The following is a 19,431-nucleotide window of genomic DNA, read 5'->3' as shown; positions in this document are numbered from 1 at the left end:
CGAAATCTTATGCCGAACGGTTCAACTACGAAAAAATCGAGGAACTCCGCGGACCCGTCGCCTCGGAAGCATTAACGAAGCCCGCAGCCGAGGATGGGGTCGAGTGGGATGACTCCGCCGTGGCTCTCATCGTCAATGAAAGCGCCGGCTACCCGTACTTCCTGCAGCAATTCGGACAGGACACATGGAACGCCGCCACAGGCGCAAAAATCACCTACGACGACGCCCGCGTCGGTGCAGCCAACGGCCGGGCAGCCCTGGACAGCGGATTCTTCCGCGCCCGATGGGACCGGGCAACCCGGGCCGAACAGAACTACCTCAGGGCCATGGCCGAAGACAGCGACAAAGGCAGCTCATCGGGGGAAATAGCAGCGCGCCTGGGACGCAGTCCGGCAAGTTTCGGCCCCATTCGCGCAAACCTGATCGCGAAGGGCCTCGTCTACGCTCCCGAACATGGAGTCATCGCCTTCACTGTCCCGGGAATGGCGTCCTTCATCAAACGCCAATCCAAGTGAGCCTTGAGCTGCTTCTGAGATGACAGGACACCACGGCGTTCCCACCTCGAAGCTGCTTCTCCAGCACAGCAGGGATGGACCGAACACCAAGGCGTCCCCTTTGGGTCGCAAGACTGGTGTTGCGCTGGGCGTGTGGTTCGACGAACGCTTCGAGGAGTGGCTAGGCAATAATGCCCACAGATTCGCTAACGCCAGCGAGCAGCAGTTCGCGGATTTGAAGGCGTTCGTAAACACGCGAAAGGCTGACTGGCCCGACGAGACAAAAAATAAGGCCCTTGGCTCCGGCAGGTTCTCTCTGGTCTTCATCAAGGACGGGAACGGCCCACGCGGGCGGATAGCTGCGATGTGCGGAAACCTCCTGCGCCCGTTGGCTGGTGAGATTCAATCCCTCATGCGACTGCAAATTCCACTTCCCGAGTTAACCCTGCCAAACGCGTCCATTTCTGCTGGAGGTCTGTCCAAGGTTATAACCGATGCTTTGCAGCCTGAGCTACGAGAATTCGAGGAAGATCAAAAGAAGGTCGCGAATCTGCGTCAACAGTTCACCTCGCTCGAACAGCAGGTTGCTCGTGAGGACGTCCTCAACCGCTATCGGAACACTGGTCCCCACTCGGTGATGTAGGGCTCGAGGTCATCCCAGTTGGCGTAGCGGCGCGCAGAGAGTGTTTTACCCACTCCGGCGTCTCCATGGCAGCTTAGTGCTTCAAGCCGTGTTTCCGCAGGTCAAAATGAGGCGGTGCTTTGGCGGTGGCCAGGCCAGCCAGTTCCGTGCTTCCACGGACGATGAGGTTGCATGGGAAGTTAACCCGGCGCGCCGGTCCGCCCGGGGTGTGGACCCGGTCCAGCAGCATTTTGGCCCCGACACGTGCCATCTCGCGGCTGGGTTGCCGGACGGTGGTCAGGCTGAACGAATCCCACGCGGCCATTTCAATGTCGTCGTAGCCGATCACCCAGCAGTCCTCCGGCGGGACCTGGTGGGCCCGCAGCGCATCCAGCGCTCCGAAGGCCATGAGGTCGTTGGCGCAGAAGACGGCCTGCGGGCGGTCGGCGCGGGACAGCAGCCTCCCCATGACCTGCGCGCTGATGTCGTGGGAAAACCCGCCTTGGAAGCGGAAATGCTCGGGAACGGCATAACCGTGTTCGGCCATCCTGCCGAGGAAGCCCTGCCCGCGCTCCCGGGAGGTGCTTGCGTTTTCCGCGCCGCCTATGAAGGCCACGCGCGTCTTGCCGTGCTCCAGCAGGTAGTTGGCGACGGCGGCGCCGCCCTCGGTGTTGCGGCTGGTGACCTGGTCGCATTCCAGGCCCTGCACAACACGGTTGATCAGCACGATCGGGCTGTTCTTTTCGATGGCGGCCTGAAGTTCCAGCGAATCTTCCGTGGCGGTGGTGAAAATAACCCCGTCGACGGCGTGTTCCCGGATGGCTTTCAAAGCGTCATGGTGGCTGCCGCCACCGGCGTTCCAAACGACCATCCGAAAACCGGCGGCGTCCAGTTCACGGCTCAGTTCGTCGAGAACCTCAGGGTAGAACGGGTTGATCAGATCGGCCACCACGACGCCGATGGTGTTGGTCCGCCTGGTTCTCATCGCCTGGGCACCGGCGTGCGGCACGTAGCCCAGAGTAACCATGGCCGCCTGCACGCGCGCCTTGGTGGAAGGGGACAGCTTCGCAGAGGAGGACATGACCCGCGAAACAGTAGCCTGTGAGACTCCGGCGAGTTCCGCCACATCACGGCTGGTAACCATCGCGCCGTCCTCCTTTGATCGAATGTTCCCGCGCTGGCACGCAGGGTGGTGCCGGACTGTGTGGTTTCAGACTAGCGAATACCAGGCCTCCGACAAGCCGAGGATAGCGGAACCCGCTTGCCGCGGATTCCGCTATCCGTACGATCACCGACGTTTGGTTAGACCTTAGTGTCCATCAACTTCTTGGTCTGGCCGATGTCGGCCAGATCGATGTCCTTGGTTTCCTTGGCGAAGGAGATCGAGATCATGGCCACGATTGTACTGGCGATGATGATCGCTACCACCGGCAACGTGCTGCCGGTCCAGAGCACCAGCGCACCGGCGAGTGCCGGCATGAATCCCGCTAGCAGGATGGACGCCATCTGGTAACCGATGGAAATTCCGGAATACCTGACGGCGGTGGGGAACAGCTCGCAGTAGAGCGCGGGGAGGGGCGCGTAGACCAACGCGTGGCCAAGAGCGAGGAACAGCGCCACACCGAGGATGATGGCCAGCTGCTGTCCGGTGCCGATCAGGGCAAAAATAGGCCAGGCAGTCAGTACGATCGCTGTCCCGCCGAGCAGGAAGGTGCGCTTCCGGCCGATGCTGTCGGAAAGCCGGCCGAAGACCGGGATCATGATGATGTTCAGGGCTGAGCCGATCATGACGGCGGTGAGGCCGTAGTGTTTCGGCACCTGCAGCGTTGTGGTGACGTAGGACAGCACGAAGACGGTGAACAGGTAGTAGTTGCCGGCCTCGGCAAAGCGGCCGAAAATCGCGATCAGCAGCGGCTTGCGGTGGTTGGCCAGAAGCTCGGCAATGGGCGCCTTGCGGTGCTCGGTTTCCTTGGCCATTTTTTCTTTTTCAACCAGGAACTCCGGGCTCTCTGCCGCATTAAGGCGGATGTAGAGACCGACGGCGGCCAGGACGATGCTGAGCAGGAAGGGGATTCGCCAGCCCCAGGTGTTGAAGGCGTCACCGGTGAGCGCACCTGCGAGGGCCACTGCCCCGGTGCCGAAGAGCAGACCGCAGGACACGCCGATCTGCGGCCAGGAACCATAGAACCCGCGCCGGCCCTTGGGTGCGTTCTCGACGGCGATGATCGCCGCGCCGCCCCATTCGCCGCCGACTGCGAAGCCTTGGGCGAGCCGAAGCACGCACAGCAGGATTGGAGCCAGGACCCCAACGGTCTCGTAGGTCGGGAGCAGGCCTATGAGAGCGGTGGAGACGCTCATGATGGCGAAGGTCAGGATCAGGGTGGACTTGCGGCCGATCCTGTCACCCAGGTGGCCGGCGACAAAGGCGCCGACGGGACGGGCAACGAAGCCCACGCCGAAGGTGGCCAGCGCAGCGATCTGCGAAAGACTGGCATCCATTGCGGGGAAGAAGAGCGGTCCGAAGACCAGTGCGGCGGCGGTGGCGTACACGGTGTACTCGTACCACTCGACGATGGCGCCGATGGTGCCGGACACCAGGGTCCGGCGGCGGACCTGCTCAGGTGTCATGGTTGTGGCAGTGGACATGGAAGGGGATCCGTTCTGGGGGCGGGAGGGCGTTTGGATGGACATGTTCAGCTTCCGAAGGTGTGGTCAGACCAGGGCAGGGAGGTGCCGCGGTACTTGGCTGCCCGGACGTCACCCGATCGGGCGTGGCCTTCGAAGCGTTCAACCCGGGACGCCCGGCCGCAGAGCTCGCCGAAGAACGCGCTCGATTCGGTGTTGGTCACTTCCTGGTAGGTGACGGTGCGCAGGTATTTTCCGACCCAGAGGCCGCCGGTGTAGCGGGCGGCGCCGCGGGTGGGCAGCACGTGGTTGGTGCCGATGACCTTATCGCCGTAGGAGACACACGTTCCCTCACCCAGGAACAGGGCGCCGTAGTCGTGCATCTTCTCGAGTGCCTCACGCGGGTTCCGGGTGAGGATCTGCACGTGCTCGTAGGCGTACTCATCAGCCAGCGCGTAGGCGTCGTCGAGGGTTTCAACGACGTGGACGGCGCCCCAGTCGCCCCAGGCGGGCGCGGCGTAGTCGCGGGTGGGCATGTCCACGAGAATCGTGTCGATATGCTCGATGACCTTACGGCCCAGCTCTTCACTGGTGGTGATCAGGACGGCGGGCGAATCGGGGCCGTGCTCGGCCTGGGACAGGAGGTCGACGGCGACGATGAACGGGTCGGCGTGCTCGTCGGCCACGATGAGGACTTCAGTGGGCCCGGCGAAGAGGTCGATGCCGACCTCGCCGAAGAGCTGGCGCTTGGCTTCGGCGACGAAGGCGTTGCCGGGACCGGCCAGCATGTTGACGGGCTTGATGGTCTCCGTTCCGATCGCGAGGGCAGCGACCGCCTGGATGCCGCCGAGGAGGTAGATCTCGTCGGCACCGGCCAGGTGCATAGCGGCGACTGTGGCGTCCGGGACCTCACCCTGAATGAGGGGGGTGCAGGCGGCCACGCGCTCCACGCCGGCAACTTTGGCGGTCACGATGGTCATGTGGGCGCTGGCCAGCAGCGGGTATTTGCCGCCGGGGATATAGGCTCCCGCGGCTTGGACCGGAACGTTTTTCTGTCCCAGGAATACGCCGGGTAGGGTTTCGATTTCAAAGTCGGTCAGGGACTCGAGCTGCTTGCGGGCCATGACGCGGACCTGCTCCTGGACGAACGTGATGTCCTCGATCACCTGTGCCGGGACGCGGGCCATGATCTCATCCAACTGCTCCGGGCCGACCAGGAAAGATTCCGGTCCGTGATTGTCGAACTTCAGGGAATATTCGCGGACAGCCTCATCGCCGCGTTCGCGGATGTCTGCAATGACGCCTTCCACTGTGGCGCGCACTTCGGGGGTGCTGCCGCGGGCCACGCTGTTACGCGCCGGCTCCTTGAGCATTGTGGAGCTCACGGCGGAACTGATAGCTGTAACGGTCATCAGGATTACCTTCCATCTTCGTTGATGGGCGACCTCTGGAACGCCCTGGACAGGTCTGCAACCTGCACGTCGATATTCAGTGTATACGTACACATTAACCATGGGCAAGGGTTCCGACCATAAATGTATACGTACACACTGCGGCTTCGAGAGGGAAGGTGTGAACATGATCGACCAGATTCCGCGGGCGGCCACCGGCGATACATTCAATGGGTGCCCAACCCGCGATCTCCTCAGTCGGGCACGACCGCCAACAGGTCCGGTTTCATGAAACTCATGTTTTCATGACAGCTGTTAACGCCAACCGAAAACAGGACCACTTCTGCCATTTGAAAACAGGGCCACCGACCATTATGGAAGGTGATCAATTTGGATGATTGGGCGGAGATACGCCACCTGTTTTCGACAGGCAAGCACTCGAAGCGTGAGATCGGCAGAATCGTGGGGGTTTCCCGCGGAACGGTGGATGGGCGCTGGAGTCAGACCGGGCACCGAAGTATCAGCGGGCGGCCGGGGTGTCGAGTTTTGATGCGTTTGCACCCAGGGTTCGGGAGTTGTTGGTGAAGACGCCAACGATGCCGGCGGCAACGCTGGCGGAGCGGGTGGGCTGGTCCGGTTCCGCGTCGCTGTTCCGGGCGAAGGTCGCCGCGATCCGGCCCGAATACGCGCCGCCGGACCCGGCGGACCGGTTGGTCCACGAGCCGGGATTCCAGGTCCAGTGCGATCTCTGGTACCCGCACGAGCCGCTGCCCGTCGGTGAGGGCCAGTCCGACACGCCGCCGGTGCTGGTGATGACCTCGGCGTTCTCCGGTTTCATCCAGGCCCGGATGCTGCCGTCACGGACGACGCCGGACCTGCTGGGCGGGATGTGGACTCTTCTGCAGGACGCGCAGGCGGTCCCGTCCCGGCTCTTGTGGGACAACGAGTCCGGCATCGGCAGGCGCAAGCCGACCGAGCCAGTGGCCGCGTTCGCCGGTTCGCTCGGGCTGGAGATCAAGCTGCTTCCTCCGCGTGATCCGGAGTCCAAGGGCATGGTCGAGCGGATGAACAGGTTCTTCCGCCAACGGTTCATGCCGGGCCGGGACTTCCGCTCACCAACGGACTTCAACGCCCAGCTCGAGGACTGGCTGCCCAAGGCCAATCACCGCTACTCGCGGTCCCGCCACGGCCGCCCTGACGAGCTGATCGTCCTCGACCGGGAAAGGATGCGGGAACTGCCGCCGGTGAGCCCGGAGGCGGTGTTCCGCAACGCAGTGCGGCTCCCGCGGGACTACTACGTGCGCGTACTCTCCAACGACTATTCCGTGGACCCATCGTTCATCGGACGGATCGTGGACGTCATCGCTGACTTGGAGACCGTGTGGGTCACCCATGAGGGTGTCATCATCGCCACCCACGTCCGGGCCTGGGCCCGGCACCTGGTGGTGACCGATCCGGCCCACGTGGCCCGTGCGGCGGTGATGCGCCGGGACTTCCGAACCCAGCGGGTGCACCGCCCCGAACCGATAGAGTCCGTGCAGGTGCGGGATCTGGCCGCCTACGACGAGATCTTCGGCATCGACCTCGGCCAGCAGCCGAAACTGGTCCTGGAGGCGGCGTCATGACCGGGACACCGTCGCAGATCGAGTACTACGCCCGGGCCCTGCGCGCACCACGGATCAGCGATGGGTTCCGCCGGCTCGGGGACCAGGCCAGAGACGCCGGCTGGTCTCATGAGGAGTACCTGGCCGCGGTCCTCTCCCGGGAAGTCTCCGAACGCGAAGCCTCCGGAGCGGCGACCCGGATCAAAGCCGCGAGGTTCCCGGCCCACAAGGACCTGGAGGAGTTTAACTTCGATCACCAGCCCTCCGCGGACCGGAACCTCATCGCGCATCTGGGCACCGGGGTGTTCCTCTCCGAAGCCAAAAATGTGGTCCTGCTCGGACCGCCCGGCACCGGTAAAACCCACCTCGCGGTCGGCATCGGCATCAAGGCAGCCAAGGCCGGGCACCGGGTCCTCTTCGACTCTGCCACCGGCTGGGTCGCCCGGCTCCAGGAGGCCCATTCCCGCGGGAAACTCACCCAGGAACTGGTCAAACTCCGCCGCTACAGCCTCCTGCTGGTCGACGAAGTCGGCTATATCCCGTTCGATCAGGACGCCGCGAACCTGTTCTTCCAACTCGTCTCAAGCCGCTACGAACACGCCTCCATGATCCTGACGTCCAACCTCCCGTTCGCCAAAGCGCACAGGTTCCGCCCAAGGTATGCGCTTTCGTACCTAAAGTTCACAGGTGCGGGCTGAAGACATGATCCTCGTTGTCAACGGCATCGGTGACATAGTGCAGTGCACCTCCTTCCGTCATGCCAAAGACGGCAGCCACCAGACGCGGGTCGAGGCGGTGGGCCAGATCTGCGAGCCGGGTCTGACGCAGCACGGTGGGCGTGATGCCTGCACCGTCGAGGATATGGGTCATGAAGGATGACGAGACAAGATCCCGGTGCCGGCGTGTGTATCGGGTGGTGAACGCGTACGGATTGCCACTCAGGACGGTGGAGCGCGCGCTGAGAAACTCGTCTAGGGCGGCTGCCGTGAGCGGGTCAATGGGCACTGGATGCGGGCGCCCTGCGAATCGGATCGTCGCCGCGCCGACATCGATATCCACCAGGCGCAGGTGGCGAAGCTCGGTGCAGCTGGCGCCGTGGAGCAGACTCAACAGCCCGGCGCCGCGCTCAACGGGGTTGACGTTGTGGTCACTCCAGCGGGTGAGCAGCTGGCGCTGGTGGTCCAGGGTGAGGATGTGCCCGGCGAATCCGCGGGGACTCTTGCGCCTGATGGTGCCGGCGGGGTTGATCAGGATGAGTTTGCGGCGGCGGGCGAAAGCGAAGAAGCCCCGGCAGGTGGCCAGCCGCGATCCGGTGTTGGTCGTGATGAATTCTTCAATATCGGTGACCGCGACCGCTGCCCAATCAGTGATCCCGCGGCCTGTGAGTTGTTCAGCGAGCATACCCAGGTCTGCGATGCGGGCCTCGATCGTGTTGTCTCCCAGCTGGCCGTGGCCGCGGAGTTCAGCACGGATCCTGGAGTCGAGCAGGTGCCGGGTGAAGGCTTCGACGCCGGGGCGCAGTGATATGGGAACTCGGGCCAGACGCCGGTGCCGGCGGCCGGCCGCGAGCCGTTTGGGCTCATCGAGGTGGGTGCCTTTCCCGGAGCGGATGAAGAATTCATCGACCAGCCTGGTGGTAGCGCCGGCCGATCGGCCTGAGGTGTGCAGAGCAGCGATAATGGCGGCGGGTGTGGCCACGCCGGTGTGGAGCAGAGCCTCAACCTTCCGTAGATGTGCGGTTGCTTTGGGGGCTGCGCAGCGTTGGGCCAGGTCCTGGGCCAACGGCCCGAACCAGACCGGAGCGTTGTCTCCCAGACGCATCAGGGCCCCCTCGGTCCAGGTCGCGACCCTGGACGGGTCCCGCTGGTAACAGGGTGAACACAGGCCGAGGCCGTCATGGATTGCCATCCGTCCGCAGCCGGCGCAGATCCGGGGTGTTGGCTTCTTCCGAGGCCGGGCGCGGCGGACGCACATCCCGCAGATCCCCGACTCCGGGACCAGGACTCTACTGAGCTGGCAGGAAGGGCAGTCCTCTTTGAGGGCCTCCCGTTTGGCTTTCCAGTAACAGGGCGTGCACCGGCCGCGGGCATGCAGGGCGTCGCTGCCGCAATCCAGGCATTTCCCGATCAGCACTGTCCGACTCAGAACGGTGGAGGTGTCCGCGCACCACCGCGGGCACGGGCCCGGTCCGGACCGGGCGGGTCCGCCGAGCCGCCGGCGCCTCCGGCCGCGGTCCCAGTATTGGCGGAAGTTGCCGTTGCAGCAGAGTTGGTTGTGTCCAGTTCGAGGAGGTCGTTGGGGGTGCAGTCCAATGCCGTGCAAAGTGCGGCGAGGGTCTCGAGTTTGACCTGGACGGGCTGGTTCGTCAGAAGCGCGGAGACTGAAGCGGCGGATAGCTCCAGGCCGGCTTTCTCCGCCAGCAGACGACGTAGCTGGGCTCCCGTCCAGACCTCCCGCTGGGCGGCGGCCATTCTGAGCCGCCAACGGAATACGGCCATCGTTTAGTCCTCCTTCAAGTTGGTCAGGGTCGTGGAAATGGCCCGCCGGTAAGCGTCTTCGACAAACGTCGCCGACGGGGTGACATAGCGCATCGTCGTTCCCACATTCCAGTGGCCGAGCATCTGCTGGATCGCGACTAGATCGATGCCGCGTTCGTAGTTACGCGTCGCACAGGCGTGGCGGAGACCGTGCGGGCTGAAACGATCATGCACCGGATGGCCCTCCTCATCGCACAGGTGCGCCAGACGGTTGCGGATCGATCCGGAGTTCAGCTGGCCGCCGCCCTCGTCACAGAAAAGGACCGGTCCGGGAACCTTAAACCGGGGGCGTACTTCGGCCAGATACCAGTGAAGAATCAGTGAGAGGTCATCGAGCATGGGGACCCACCGCGGCCGTGGTCCCGAGCCCTTGGCAGCCTTGCCCAGACGGACGTGGATCTTCCCGAAGGGCCCCCGGTCAAAATGCAGATCGCGGATCTCCAGACTTGCCGCCTCCGCAGAACGCAATCCTGCATGATAGAGCATCCGCAACAGCGCATAGTCACGGGCGGCCGGCGTCCACTTGCGGGCCCCGTCCATCCGGTGACGCAGGAAGGTGAAGAATTCGTCCATCCGGGCCGGGGTCGGCGGGGGACGAGTGGCCGGGGAATCGCTTCCCACATGGCGGCCGGAGTGAAAGATATCGAGGGGGTCTGATAGCCGCGCTCCGAACCGTGACTCAATCTCGGCCCCATGCCTGGCCTCCAAGAATGCGAAGAACGACTTGAAGGTGCCTACGTATCCGCGGCGGGTCACCGTCCCGACGCCGCGTTCAATTAATGCCGCCATGATCGAATCAATGTCTTCCGGTTCCAGCTCCCACGCCGGTTTCCCCGCCAACGCCAGGAACCGCTCCAACACTCCCGTGCCGTTATCGATGGTGAGCTGGCTGAAACCCCGGGCGACCTGGCTGGCGACGAATGCATCCACACAGGCCGATTGATAAGCCGACGGGTCAATAAACTCCAGATCCAGGACATTTTGCGGATTCGCGATAGCGGTTTGACGCCCTGCACCCACGTACGGGACGTCCTGGGGAAGCAGCTGAAGGACTTGGACCGGAAAATCGCGGAGCTTACCGCGCTGCGGGTGACCGTGGCCGAACAGTATGCAACCGCCGAGGCGGCCGACCCTCAGCGCTGCGACGCGGAACAGATCTGCAGTTACATCTGAGCCGATTTCCAGGTAACGGTTCGCTTAACCGGCTCCCGCGGCAGCCAGTGCCGTCCGCAGTTCCGCCGCGTCTGGCTCCACTGCGCGGAAGACCTCCCGGCCGGCAGCGTCCAGGACCACAGCGGTGCTTACCTGGTTTATCTGGTAGGCGGTGATGAGCTGTGTCCCGGAGTCAGAGGCAAAGGCCAGGGAGGAGGCGTTGTTCCCGGCCAGGAATTCTTTGATTTCCTCGGCCGTTTCGTACGGTGCAATGTCCACGGCGACATAGTTCACGGCAGCAGGTGAGCTGTTCTGGACCTCTGCGAGTACCCGGGTTCCCGGTCCGCAGGCGCCGCACTCAATGGAGAAGAAAAAGAGCACGCTCGGTTTCGATCCGCCCGGCACCGGCACCTTTTCCCCTTGGCTTGTCAGGGCGGTAAACGTGGCTGCTGCCGCCGGCGCCGGGCCCTCTCCGGCCTGGTCCGCCTGCGGTGCAGAGGAGGACATGAACGATGCGAACAGGGTTACTGCTGCGGCACCGGCAAGCAGCAGCGCCAGAACCGTCTGCCATGAAGGCCACCTCCGCGGCCCCCGGTCCCCGGCCCTGTTGCCAGGGTGACTGTCGATCACCGGCCGCCGGTGGGCTGCGTGGTCCTGCCTGCGTTGCGATCCTGGTCGGACGCGGAGGCGGCGGGTGCGCAGCAGTCCTCCACCCCACCCGATACGTCCGGCCGGCGGCGCCGGAGCGCCCAGAGCAGTACAACCGCAGCCAGGGCCACAGCGGCAAGGATGACCCACGGATTGCCCAGGAATGAGCCGGCTGCACCCAGTGCTCCGGCCGCGATCAGCAGCGGCAGCCCGCAGCACAGCACATGCAGCAGGACAAAGCCGCCGACGGCCAGCCCTGTCCGGCTCTGGACCTTGGAAGTAGTTGACACAGTCGTTCCTTTCAACGCTCCGCCGTAAGGGGCCGGAACGGGCGATTGGGTGGTCAGGCTCGTACACCCAGTATTGACCTTCCTCCATAGTGGAAGGTCAATACTGGTAAGGAAATGCCATCAACAGGGCGTTTCCCGGGCGGCGCGCCGAACTCTGCCAGCTGCCCGGCCCGTTCAAGTTCACCTGGCAGAGGTGGGGAACCCATCAGCGACGGCCCTCTGGCCGTCTTGGGGTGAAGCCCCTGAACCGCTATGCAGCCATGTCAAGGTGCACGCGGGCAGGGGCCGGGTTATTGTTCCTGACCCGAATCCGACAGCTAACCCCGCAGGCGCCGGCAGAAGGACATTTTGTGAACATCCACACCCCTGCCGGGTACTCCCCTGTGCCCGGCACACATCCGCCCGCCACCACCAGGCCCGCCCGCGGGCGCCGCCGCGCCGAACCGGCCCCTGACGCATCACCCCGCCACCGCGGACGCAGTATCGCCCTGGCAGTCGTCGCTTCCGGCGTGGCCCTGACAGCGTCCCTGGCCTCCGCGCACGCGGCCACCCCTCAGACCCACACCGGCCCCCAAGCGGCAGCAGGAACTTCAGCGCCGGCCGCGCCTGCGCCCGTGACTGCCACAGCCGGTGCACAGCTGGACTTTGGGCGCACGGAGGTGACCACCAACCCGGCGCCCCCGGCCCCTCCCAGCCTGGCACCCGCTGCTTCGCCACAGGAGAAGTCCGCCGCAGAAGCCGCGTCCCCCCAAATGGTAGAGGCGTCCAAAGCGCAGGCCTCCGGACAACGAGTTCCACCGGCCGGAGCCAGGCTCAGCTCCCCCGTTTTAGATCCGGTGCTCAATTCACCGTTCGGATACCGGGCCAATCCACTGACCGGAGCGGCAGGTGAACTGCACACGGGCCAGGATTTCGCCGCCGGATGCGGCACGGAAGTCTTCAGCGCCGGCAAGGGGACTGTCATCGAAGCCGGATTCAGCCCCTACGGCGGCGGCAACCGTATTGTCATTGACCATGGGAACGGCCTCCAAACCACCTACAACCACCTCGAAACGATCGGAGTGCGGATAAACCAAGCCGTTGAAACCGGCGCGCGGATCGGGATTGCCGGCACAACCGGAAACTCCACCGGCTGCCACCTCCACTTCGAAGTCATCGTTAACGGCCAGACGGTCGATCCCTCAGCCTGGCTGTAACAAGGCCTCCGGCAGCGGGTCTTCCCGGTCCTGCTCATGCCGGGACGCGGTGATCGTTCCCGACCGCGAGGCCCGATGACTGCCAGGCCCCTCCGCACTTTTGCGGCACACTCCCGGATGCGGGGCTGGCCCTGACCGGCGGCACCAGAGGATGCACTCACCCGGAAGGTATGGAAGGAACAGCAGGAATGAAAGTGGCGTTGCGCAAGAGGCCTCCCGGCCCGGTGGCAGCGGTGTGGACTGCAGGCGGTCTTGCCGCGGCCGTCCTGGCGGCCCTGGCCGGTGTGGCCTACTCCGGTGCCGGCCAGGAACGTTTGCTGTCGGATCCCGGGGCAATCGTGCGTTGGGGCCTGCCACCGGTTCTTGCCGTGCATCACCTGGCATTGGCCGCCGTCGCCGGCGCTCTGATCTTCGCGGCCGCTATCCTGCCCAGGAACCAAGGCGCCCAGGGGAATCGTGCAATTAAGGCGACCCTGAGAGTAGCAGCATGGGCGGCCGGCGTGTGGGTGGTGGCCGCGACGGCGGTTCTCCTGCTGACGTATGCCGATATTGCAGGCCAGCCCCTGAGCGGGGACGCCGACTTCACCGACCAGCTCGGACTGTTCGTCACCGACGTCGCAGCGGGCCGGGCCCGGCTGGCCATCCTGATCATCGCCGTTCTGGTCAGTATGCTGGTCGTCGCCGTGTCCTCGGCAGGCCTGCTCCTGGCTACCGCCGTGCTCGCGCTTTCAAGCATCATCCCCGCCACCGCAGCGATCGGCCACGCCGCAGGCAGCGCTGACCACATCGGTGCCAGCAATGCCCTTGGCCTTCACGTGGCGGCAGGAACCCTATGGGTCGGAGGAATCATTGCACTGGCCGCCGCCATCCCCGCTCTCACCCGCCCGGGAACAGACCATGCCGCAGCACAAACCGTCCTCCGACGCTTTTCCGTCCTCGCCGGCCTCAGTTTTGCCCTGGTGGTGACCGCGGGAACCATCAGTGCCCTCTACCGGCTCGGCAGTATCGACGGGATGGTCTCCGCCTACGGTGCTCTGCTCCTGTCCAAGACGGCTGCAACCCTGTTCCTCGGGCTGTTGGGCCTCATTCACCGGTACCGGGTCATTCCCTCACTGGCTGTTCCCGGCCTCCTGCCCCGTCTGCTGTGGCGGGTCCTTGCGGTCGAACTGCTCATCATGGGCGCCGTCATGGGCCTCGCGGTCGCCCTGGCCCGCAGCCCCTCACCGGTTCCTTTGGAACCGGACCCGGAAGCAACCCCGGCCCAAATCCTCACCGGATACCTGCTGCCTCCCGAACCGGACGCCAGCACGTGGTTCATCCAATGGCGGCCAGACTGGCTCTGGATCACCGCAGCACTTCTCGCGGCGCTGTTCTACGGACGCGCATACACGCGTACCCGCGCCGTCTGGCCAAAGCGCTGCCTGCTCAGCTGGTTCAGCGCCCTGATACTGCTGACCTTTATCACCTCCGGCCCTCCCGCCGTGTACGGCCCCGTCCTGCTCAGCGCCCACGCCGCCGGAACCATGGCCGTGGCCCTGCCGATACCGTGGCTGCTTACAGCTGCACGGCCCTTGAAGCTGGCCCTGACGGTGTTGCCGGAACGGAACGACGGCAGCATCGGACCGAGGGAAGGCATTCTGTGGCTCGCACGCACGGCCGCCAAACCAGGGCCGCTGCTTGCCGGACTAACGCTGGGATCCCTGACCGTCCTGTTCTACCTGACACCTGCCCTTAAACTGAGCCTCCGCGAACATCTGGCCCACGAAACCAGCCTGGTACTCTTCCTCGCCGCCGGCCTTCTCTTCGCCAAAGCCCTCCAGTCCCGCAATGAAACACCAGGATCCCCGGAACACTGGCACGCTGCCCTCGCCGCAACATCAGCAGCAATTGGAGCGGCAGGCCTCCGGTTCCTAAACCCTGCAGGAATTGAACAGGAATGGTTCACAGGTCTCGGACGGACATGGGAACCCTCCGCCGCCGCTGACCAACACCTCGCCGGGAACATCCTGCTCCTCGCCTGCGCCCTCTCAGCAATCCTCATCACCCTCTCCCGCAAGCGCCAGCCGGACCACCTGATGCCGGACCGAATAAACGGACAGGCCACGGCCCAGGACACGCAACAGCAAAGGAACGATTCGAATGCCAACCCCCAGCACTCCTGACCATGCAAACACTCCCGACCCCGAGCAAACCCAAGTCCCCGCCCGCCCCGGGTGAAGTACCTACCGTCAAACAGCAGCGGGCGGCCAAGACAGCGGCGAAGCTTGCCGAAGTCAAACGCGCGCAGGCAAACGTCAGGCACAAACCCCCATCATCGGCGGCGCCTGGTCCGCAGCCGCTGCTGTGATCGTCTCCCTGGTCATCCTCGCGGTCACCAGGCAACGGGCGCAACAGTCACCGTTTCAGGTTTCTCCTTCTCCTATGTAGGATAGTATTGCCGCATGTCCTATGCAGGGTAGTACTTCGCCCTCGCCTATGGGAAGAGAGCCCGCCGGCCACCCCGAATCGACAGTTATTGCGAAGGAACCTGTATGAGTATGCACAATGACCCCGCAGAAATGATGGCCATGGAATCCGCCATCCCTGAGTGGCTGACGCCCGTCGCTTGGATCTATGTCGCAGTGGGAGTTCTATCGGCGGCCGTCGTTTTATATGACGTGTACGTGCGGCGTTATCGCCAAAGCGAACGCATGATGGAGATCGTATGGCCCATTACGGCCCTGTACCTCGGGCCCTTCGCTCTGTGGGCCTACTACCGGCTGGGCCGCGCAGGCAGCCCGAAATGGCAGCAGGAAAACGGGGCGCTTCCTGAACAACGCCTGTCGTTGAAGGCGCTGACCGCCGGAACTCCCGGCGGAGCAGCGGCCACGGTGGCGCACGTCATTGGTGTTCCCCTGGTAATCGCCAGCGGCCTCACCATCGCCGGAATCAAACTCTGGGTGCTGATCATCGTGATCGCCCTACTTGCGATCGCGATCCTGTTCTTCTTCGAGCGTTTTGCATCCCCTATCTGGGGCGAGCCTCAGGCCAGGAAGGGCACAGGTGCTGCCTTCCTGGCGGCGACGGTGACAGTACTGGCCTTTGACATCGGCATGGGCGGATGGATGATCCTCCTGCACTTCGGGATGTTCATGCCCGCACCCACCGACGTGACTTTCCTTTTCCTGATGGGGATCGGAAACATCCTCGGATTCGCCACTGCCTACCCGGCCGCCCGATGGCTGATCCAGCGGGGGGTCAAGGACCCGGTCCTTGAGGCAGCCATTCCCGCTTTCAGCGGTCGCGGTAACTGATCGACCATCAGGGGCGTGTGCCCGCGGGCTGGTTAGCATGGATATGAGGGCGCGGAAAGGGGATTTCCCCTTTCCGCCCAACCCGTCGATTGCATCCAACACCAACTCATGTGACGTTGGGGATTCGCCGACGGCCAGCACCGTAGAACGAACGTCTTAGCGGACGTTGACACCCGAAGGATTCCCGATGCCGCTTTCATCAGCAGTCCCGCCGGAGGGCGTCGGACCGGTTATTCCCCGGCTCCCGGCCGGATATATGTGGCTTGGTTCCATTGCTGTTGTTATCCTTACTGCGCTGATTTTTTTCGGTATTGGCTGGTCGTCCGCCACGCCGCGGCCCGTGTCGGATACGGGCGCGGACGCCGGGTTTGCCCGGGACATGCAGGCACACCACGCGCAGGCTGTCGAGATGGCCCTGCTGATCCGTGACAGGTCCAACAGCGAGGAGATCCGGGCTGTCGCTTACGACGTGGCCACCAGTCAGCAGCACCAGAATGGGCAGATGTACGCCTGGCTGCAGGACTGGGGGCTGTCGCAGGCACGCCCGATTCCGCCCATGGCGTGGATGGACTCAGGGGCCGGCGGTCACGGAAGCTCGCCGCATGCCTCGCAGGGTGGCGCCGGCGGCGCTGACGGCGCGATGGAGGGCATGGCCACCCCAGAACAGATGCAGGCGCTGCGCCGGTCCTCTGGCGCCGAGGCAGACCGGCTGTTCACAGAACTGATGATCCGCCACCACCAGGGCGGCGTCGCCATGGCCTCTGCCGGAGTACGCCTGGCTGAGACCTCGACGGTACGGGATTTCGCGGCCCTGATCGTGGACGCCCAGACCGCCGAAATCACCGCCCTCCAAGAGCTGCGCCGCAGCCTCTGACCGCCCTAAGGAAAGCGAGAACACAGATGCCGTCACCCAGGATGAGCGCCGAAGACCGAAAAGCCCTTGTCAAGGCAATGCGGGCTAAACAACGCGCGGCCGACGGGCGCAAGGCCTGGTTGATCTACGGAACCGGCGGCGTCGTCGTCGCCTCCATCATCGCTGCCACCGCCTTCGTCGTCGTCGGCGAAGTCCAAAAACAGGAGACCGCCAAGGCTGAGGCCGCCCGGCCGGTCGAAGGCGTCCAGGACTTCCCCGACCAGTCCAGAAACCACATCAGCGGGCCCGTCAGCTACCCCCGGAACCCGCCGACCGGCGGTGACCACGCACCCGTATGGACGAACTGCGGCATCTACACCGCCCCGGTCGAACCGACCCGGGCGGTGCATTCCCTTGAACACGGGGCCGTCTGGCTTTCCTACCGGCAGGACCTCCCCAAGGACCAGGTTGCCGAACTGACCTCACTGGCCGGTGCCCAGGATTACCTCCTGCTCAGCCCGGTCACCGACCAGGCCTCGCCCGTTACCGCAACCGCCTGGGGTAAACAGCTCTCGGTGGACAGCAGCAGCGACGAACGCATCGCCACCTTCATCAAGAAATACCGGCAGAGCCCCCAGGCCCCTGAACCCGGCGCCGTCTGCACCGGCGGTGTCGACGGCTGACAGCAACACGGCGCAGCCGGGCAGCCCTGCCATCCAGTGATACAGGCGGCCGGACCTATGGCTGCGATGCGCGCCGCAAGGCTCCGGCCCTGTCCTGCAGATGACACAGAGAATGAAACCCAACCCTGCCGGGAGGCGATGAGGAAGCGCGGCGGCCATCCCAGTGTCCTGCATCCGGCCGTGCTTCAGGTCATCCTGTGCCAGGGAAAGTACCATCGGGCCAGATTCATGAGAACGGCGGCGGTGCCCGGACGTCCCTGCCGGGCATCCGGAACGCACCGCCTTCGACGCGGCCGTACCTGTCACAGCCCCGGACAGGCGTATGGTGCGCGAGCGGCGCTGTGATGGAGCACGGTGGGCCGTGTCTGGCCCGGCCGGATCGACATTTCCCCGTTAGCCTGACCAGGCGCAGGATGGTCACTGTTGCGAACATGTGAGGACGTCGAGCGTCACAGACAGTGGTGGAAGGGGTGCGATCAGGGCCGCTACGATCAGCCCCGACCAGGAGACCTGACCCTGGCCCGGGCAGGGCGACGACCGGGATCATGCTCTGGGCCAATCATCGAGCCGAGACCGATGACGGACGCATCATAATGCCCGGCCGACGCCGGTCCCTACGGAAAAGGGCTCAGCGGCCCATGATCAGCTGCCCGACTGACGACATGCTCTTGCCCGCCCCCGTTGACGTCCGCGGCGGCTTATCGTCTCAGGTTGAATGCGCCTCAGCTGCCGCCGCTCGTGTTGAGCTTTCCGTTGACGCCGGCGGGGAAGAACCCGCCGGATTTGACCGATTCCGGGGTCAGGTAGGCGATGTTCAGGACTTGCGCGGGGGTACGGCTGAACGCGAGAGCGTTGGCGTCGGCCGGCACGAGGTTGGCTTCCTTGACTGTTCCGATGCCCTGATCGAGGTCCGATGTTCCGTCCAGGCTGTCGCGGGCGTTCGAGATGGCCTGCGCCGGTTTCTGTAGGTCCCGGGCGTACATGGTGGTTCTGATGATGCCCGCGTGGTAAGCCTCCACGGCAAGGATCCCGGCGGCCGCCTCGAGATAGGTCTTGTTGTCGATGAACGGGGCAGCACCCTTATAGGCGGTGACGCCGACGTCTTCAAAAATGAACGCCCCGAGCAGGAAACTGGTTTCGTCCGTGAACGGGCTGAAGGTCTGGCCCGCGGTGATGAGTCCGGCGGCGAGAGCGGCGGCGGTGAAACTTGCGTCAAGGTCGATCTGCGGGCGGGCCACCGCGGCCTTGCCCAGGGCGCTGCGCAGGAACCGGACATGCGCCTCTTCATCTGCCGCGATCTCCACGGCGTACTTCTTGATGAGGCTGCCGTCAGTGAACGGGACCTTGCGGCCGCCGGTTACTCCGCCTTTCTTGCCCTTGCCGTCCGTGAGGCTGTCGGCCAGACCTGCGCCTGTCACTGCACGCAGATAGAATTCGGCCTCAAGGTATTCCAGGTTCAGCGCGAATGAAATGGCGGGGGCAGGACTTACTCCTTTAGCGCATCCCAGCGCTGCGACACCCTCGTCGCCACGGCCAGACCGGCCATGATAACCGTCAGAATACTCCCCCCGACTACGGCGAGGAAAGAGACCGATCCAAACTCCTGGAAGAACTGAAGTCCACTATTCCCCCAGCCTGTGACTGTTAGCCGAGAATGGCGGTTTTTTCACCGTTTGATTGGCGGTTTTTGCTGGGCTGGAGCCGGGGTGCTGGTCTGTAGAGCAGCACCCCGGCCTGCCTAGTCATTCAAATTCGGGCGACTACTGAATGTTGTCCCCATCAGTGGTGGTGGTGTTGGTGACCGTCCGGGTTGCTGTGTCCAGGTTGGTCTCAGCGTCCAGGTTCAGCCCGAGGCCGGCGTTCAGGTCCGAGACGAGCCCGCCGTTGGTGGTGCCCTCGTTCCGGGTGTTCTCCCCATCGGTGGTGGTGGTGGTGTTGGCGACCGTCCGGGTTGCTGTGTCCAGGTTGGTCTCAGCGTCCAGGTTCAGCCCGAGGCCGGCGTTCAGGTCCGAGACGAGCCCGCCGTTGGTGGTGCCCTCGTTC

The 19,431-nt window shown here is 64.4% G+C and carries 18 protein-coding genes, 2 pseudogenes and 1 riboswitch; of the genes and pseudogenes, 9 read left to right on the top strand and 11 right to left on the bottom strand.

Translation table 11 applies throughout. From position 1 onward, the window contains the following. Together NG697_RS20455 and NG697_RS20450 are read left to right on the top strand one after the other, a co-directional pair. Positions 1-515 (top strand): DUF8462 domain-containing protein (locus NG697_RS20455; RefSeq protein ID WP_509908560.1); only part of this gene is annotated, 515 nt, incomplete at its 5' end. A 100-nt stretch (positions 516-615) separates the two neighbouring features. Beyond that, positions 616-1,137 (top strand): hypothetical protein, encoded by a 522-nt coding sequence (locus NG697_RS20450; RefSeq protein ID WP_252615053.1) that lies wholly within the window; start codon positions 616-618, stop codon positions 1,135-1,137. Here NG697_RS20450 and NG697_RS21260 read toward each other — a convergent pair. The 4 genes and pseudogenes from NG697_RS21260 to hisD form a co-directional block, all read right to left on the bottom strand. Continuing rightward, positions 1,116-1,208 (bottom strand): annotated as a pseudogene (locus NG697_RS21260) (AAA family ATPase); the annotation flags it as partial. The gene NG697_RS20450 and the pseudogene NG697_RS21260 overlap by 22 nt on opposite strands. 2 nt (positions 1,209-1,210) lie before the next feature. Further along, the gene (locus NG697_RS20440; protein WP_252615052.1) at positions 1,211-2,260 is read right to left on the bottom strand and encodes a LacI family DNA-binding transcriptional regulator; all 1,050 of its coding nucleotides are present in this window, start codon (positions 2,258-2,260) and stop codon (positions 1,211-1,213) included. Positions 2,261-2,418: 158 nt separating this feature from the next. Then, positions 2,419-3,762 carry an MFS transporter gene (locus tag NG697_RS20435; RefSeq protein ID WP_252615051.1) on the bottom strand — a complete coding sequence of 448 codons (1,344 nt, stop codon included), beginning with the start codon at positions 3,760-3,762 and terminating at the stop codon, positions 2,419-2,421. A 47-nt stretch (positions 3,763-3,809) separates the two neighbouring features. Then, positions 3,810-5,153, bottom strand: coding sequence for a histidinol dehydrogenase (gene hisD / locus NG697_RS20430; RefSeq protein ID WP_252615050.1), 1,344 nt, complete (start codon positions 5,151-5,153; stop codon positions 3,810-3,812). A gap of 560 nt (positions 5,154-5,713) precedes the next feature. Here hisD and NG697_RS21255 point away from each other — a divergent pair. Both NG697_RS21255 and istB read left to right on the top strand, forming a co-directional pair. Next, the gene (locus tag NG697_RS21255; RefSeq protein ID WP_252615049.1) at positions 5,714-6,757 is read left to right on the top strand and encodes a Mu transposase domain-containing protein; all 1,044 of its coding nucleotides are present in this window, start codon (positions 5,714-5,716) and stop codon (positions 6,755-6,757) included. Then, positions 6,754-7,374: pseudogene (gene istB, locus NG697_RS20420) on the top strand (IS21-like element helper ATPase IstB); the annotation flags it as partial. The gene NG697_RS21255 and the pseudogene istB, both read left to right, overlap by 4 nt. 43 nt (positions 7,375-7,417) lie before the next feature. Here istB and NG697_RS20415 read toward each other — a convergent pair. The 5 genes from NG697_RS20415 to merT form a co-directional block, all read right to left on the bottom strand. After that, positions 7,418-8,557 carry a site-specific integrase gene (locus NG697_RS20415; RefSeq protein WP_252615048.1) on the bottom strand — a complete coding sequence of 380 codons (1,140 nt, stop codon included), beginning with the start codon at positions 8,555-8,557 and terminating at the stop codon, positions 7,418-7,420. Between the two features lie 320 nt (positions 8,558-8,877). Further along, the gene (locus NG697_RS20410; protein ID WP_252615047.1) at positions 8,878-9,234 is read right to left on the bottom strand and encodes a helix-turn-helix domain-containing protein; all 357 of its coding nucleotides are present in this window, start codon (positions 9,232-9,234) and stop codon (positions 8,878-8,880) included. Positions 9,235-9,237: 3 nt separating this feature from the next. Further along, positions 9,238-10,293, bottom strand: a complete 1,056-nt coding sequence (locus NG697_RS21250; RefSeq protein ID WP_252615046.1) for a tyrosine-type recombinase/integrase — start codon at positions 10,291-10,293, stop codon at positions 9,238-9,240. A gap of 177 nt (positions 10,294-10,470) precedes the next feature. Next, positions 10,471-10,932, bottom strand: a complete 462-nt coding sequence (locus NG697_RS20400) for a TlpA family protein disulfide reductase (RefSeq protein ID WP_252615045.1) — start codon at positions 10,930-10,932, stop codon at positions 10,471-10,473. A gap of 119 nt (positions 10,933-11,051) precedes the next feature. Then, the gene (merT, locus tag NG697_RS20395) at positions 11,052-11,363 is read right to left on the bottom strand and encodes a mercuric ion transporter MerT (RefSeq protein ID WP_252615044.1); all 312 of its coding nucleotides are present in this window, start codon (positions 11,361-11,363) and stop codon (positions 11,052-11,054) included. A 152-nt stretch (positions 11,364-11,515) separates the two neighbouring features. After that, positions 11,516-11,710, top strand: a riboswitch (cyclic di-AMP (ydaO/yuaA leader). A gap of 3 nt (positions 11,711-11,713) precedes the next feature. Between merT and NG697_RS21245 the strand changes: the two genes are divergently transcribed. The 5 genes from NG697_RS21245 (at position 11,714) to NG697_RS20370 (ending at position 17,388) form a co-directional block, all read left to right on the top strand. Then, complete coding sequence (locus NG697_RS21245) at positions 11,714-12,559, top strand: M23 family metallopeptidase (RefSeq protein ID WP_252615043.1); 846 nt, start codon at positions 11,714-11,716, stop codon at positions 12,557-12,559. Positions 12,560-12,747: 188 nt separating this feature from the next. Further along, complete coding sequence (locus NG697_RS20385) at positions 12,748-14,721, top strand: bifunctional copper resistance protein CopD/cytochrome c oxidase assembly protein (protein ID WP_252615042.1); 1,974 nt, start codon at positions 12,748-12,750, stop codon at positions 14,719-14,721. A 369-nt stretch (positions 14,722-15,090) separates the two neighbouring features. Then, entirely contained in the window at positions 15,091-15,852 is a 762-nt protein-coding gene (locus tag NG697_RS20380) for a DUF4396 domain-containing protein (protein ID WP_252615041.1), read from the top strand. A 187-nt stretch (positions 15,853-16,039) separates the two neighbouring features. Then, positions 16,040-16,726 (top strand): DUF305 domain-containing protein, encoded by a 687-nt coding sequence (locus NG697_RS20375; protein WP_252615040.1) that lies wholly within the window; start codon positions 16,040-16,042, stop codon positions 16,724-16,726. A gap of 26 nt (positions 16,727-16,752) precedes the next feature. Continuing rightward, entirely contained in the window at positions 16,753-17,388 is a 636-nt protein-coding gene (locus NG697_RS20370) for a thioredoxin-like domain-containing protein (protein ID WP_252615039.1), read from the top strand. A 722-nt stretch (positions 17,389-18,110) separates the two neighbouring features. Here NG697_RS20370 and NG697_RS20365 read toward each other — a convergent pair. Then, positions 18,111-18,848: a ferritin-like domain-containing protein gene (locus tag NG697_RS20365; RefSeq protein WP_256473109.1), complete on the bottom strand. Its 738-nt coding sequence runs from the start codon at positions 18,846-18,848 to the stop codon at positions 18,111-18,113. A gap of 300 nt (positions 18,849-19,148) precedes the next feature. After that, positions 19,149-19,431, bottom strand: a 283-nt coding sequence (locus tag NG697_RS20360) for a hypothetical protein (RefSeq protein WP_252615037.1), incomplete at its 5' end; no start/stop codon positions are given.

Source organism: Pseudarthrobacter raffinosi (assembly GCF_023913835.1).
Taxonomy (GTDB): Bacteria; Actinomycetota; Actinomycetes; order Actinomycetales; family Micrococcaceae; genus Arthrobacter; species Arthrobacter raffinosi.
The sequence above is the reverse complement of the archived record's forward strand: the minus strand, read 5'-3'. Positions and strand labels throughout refer to the sequence as shown.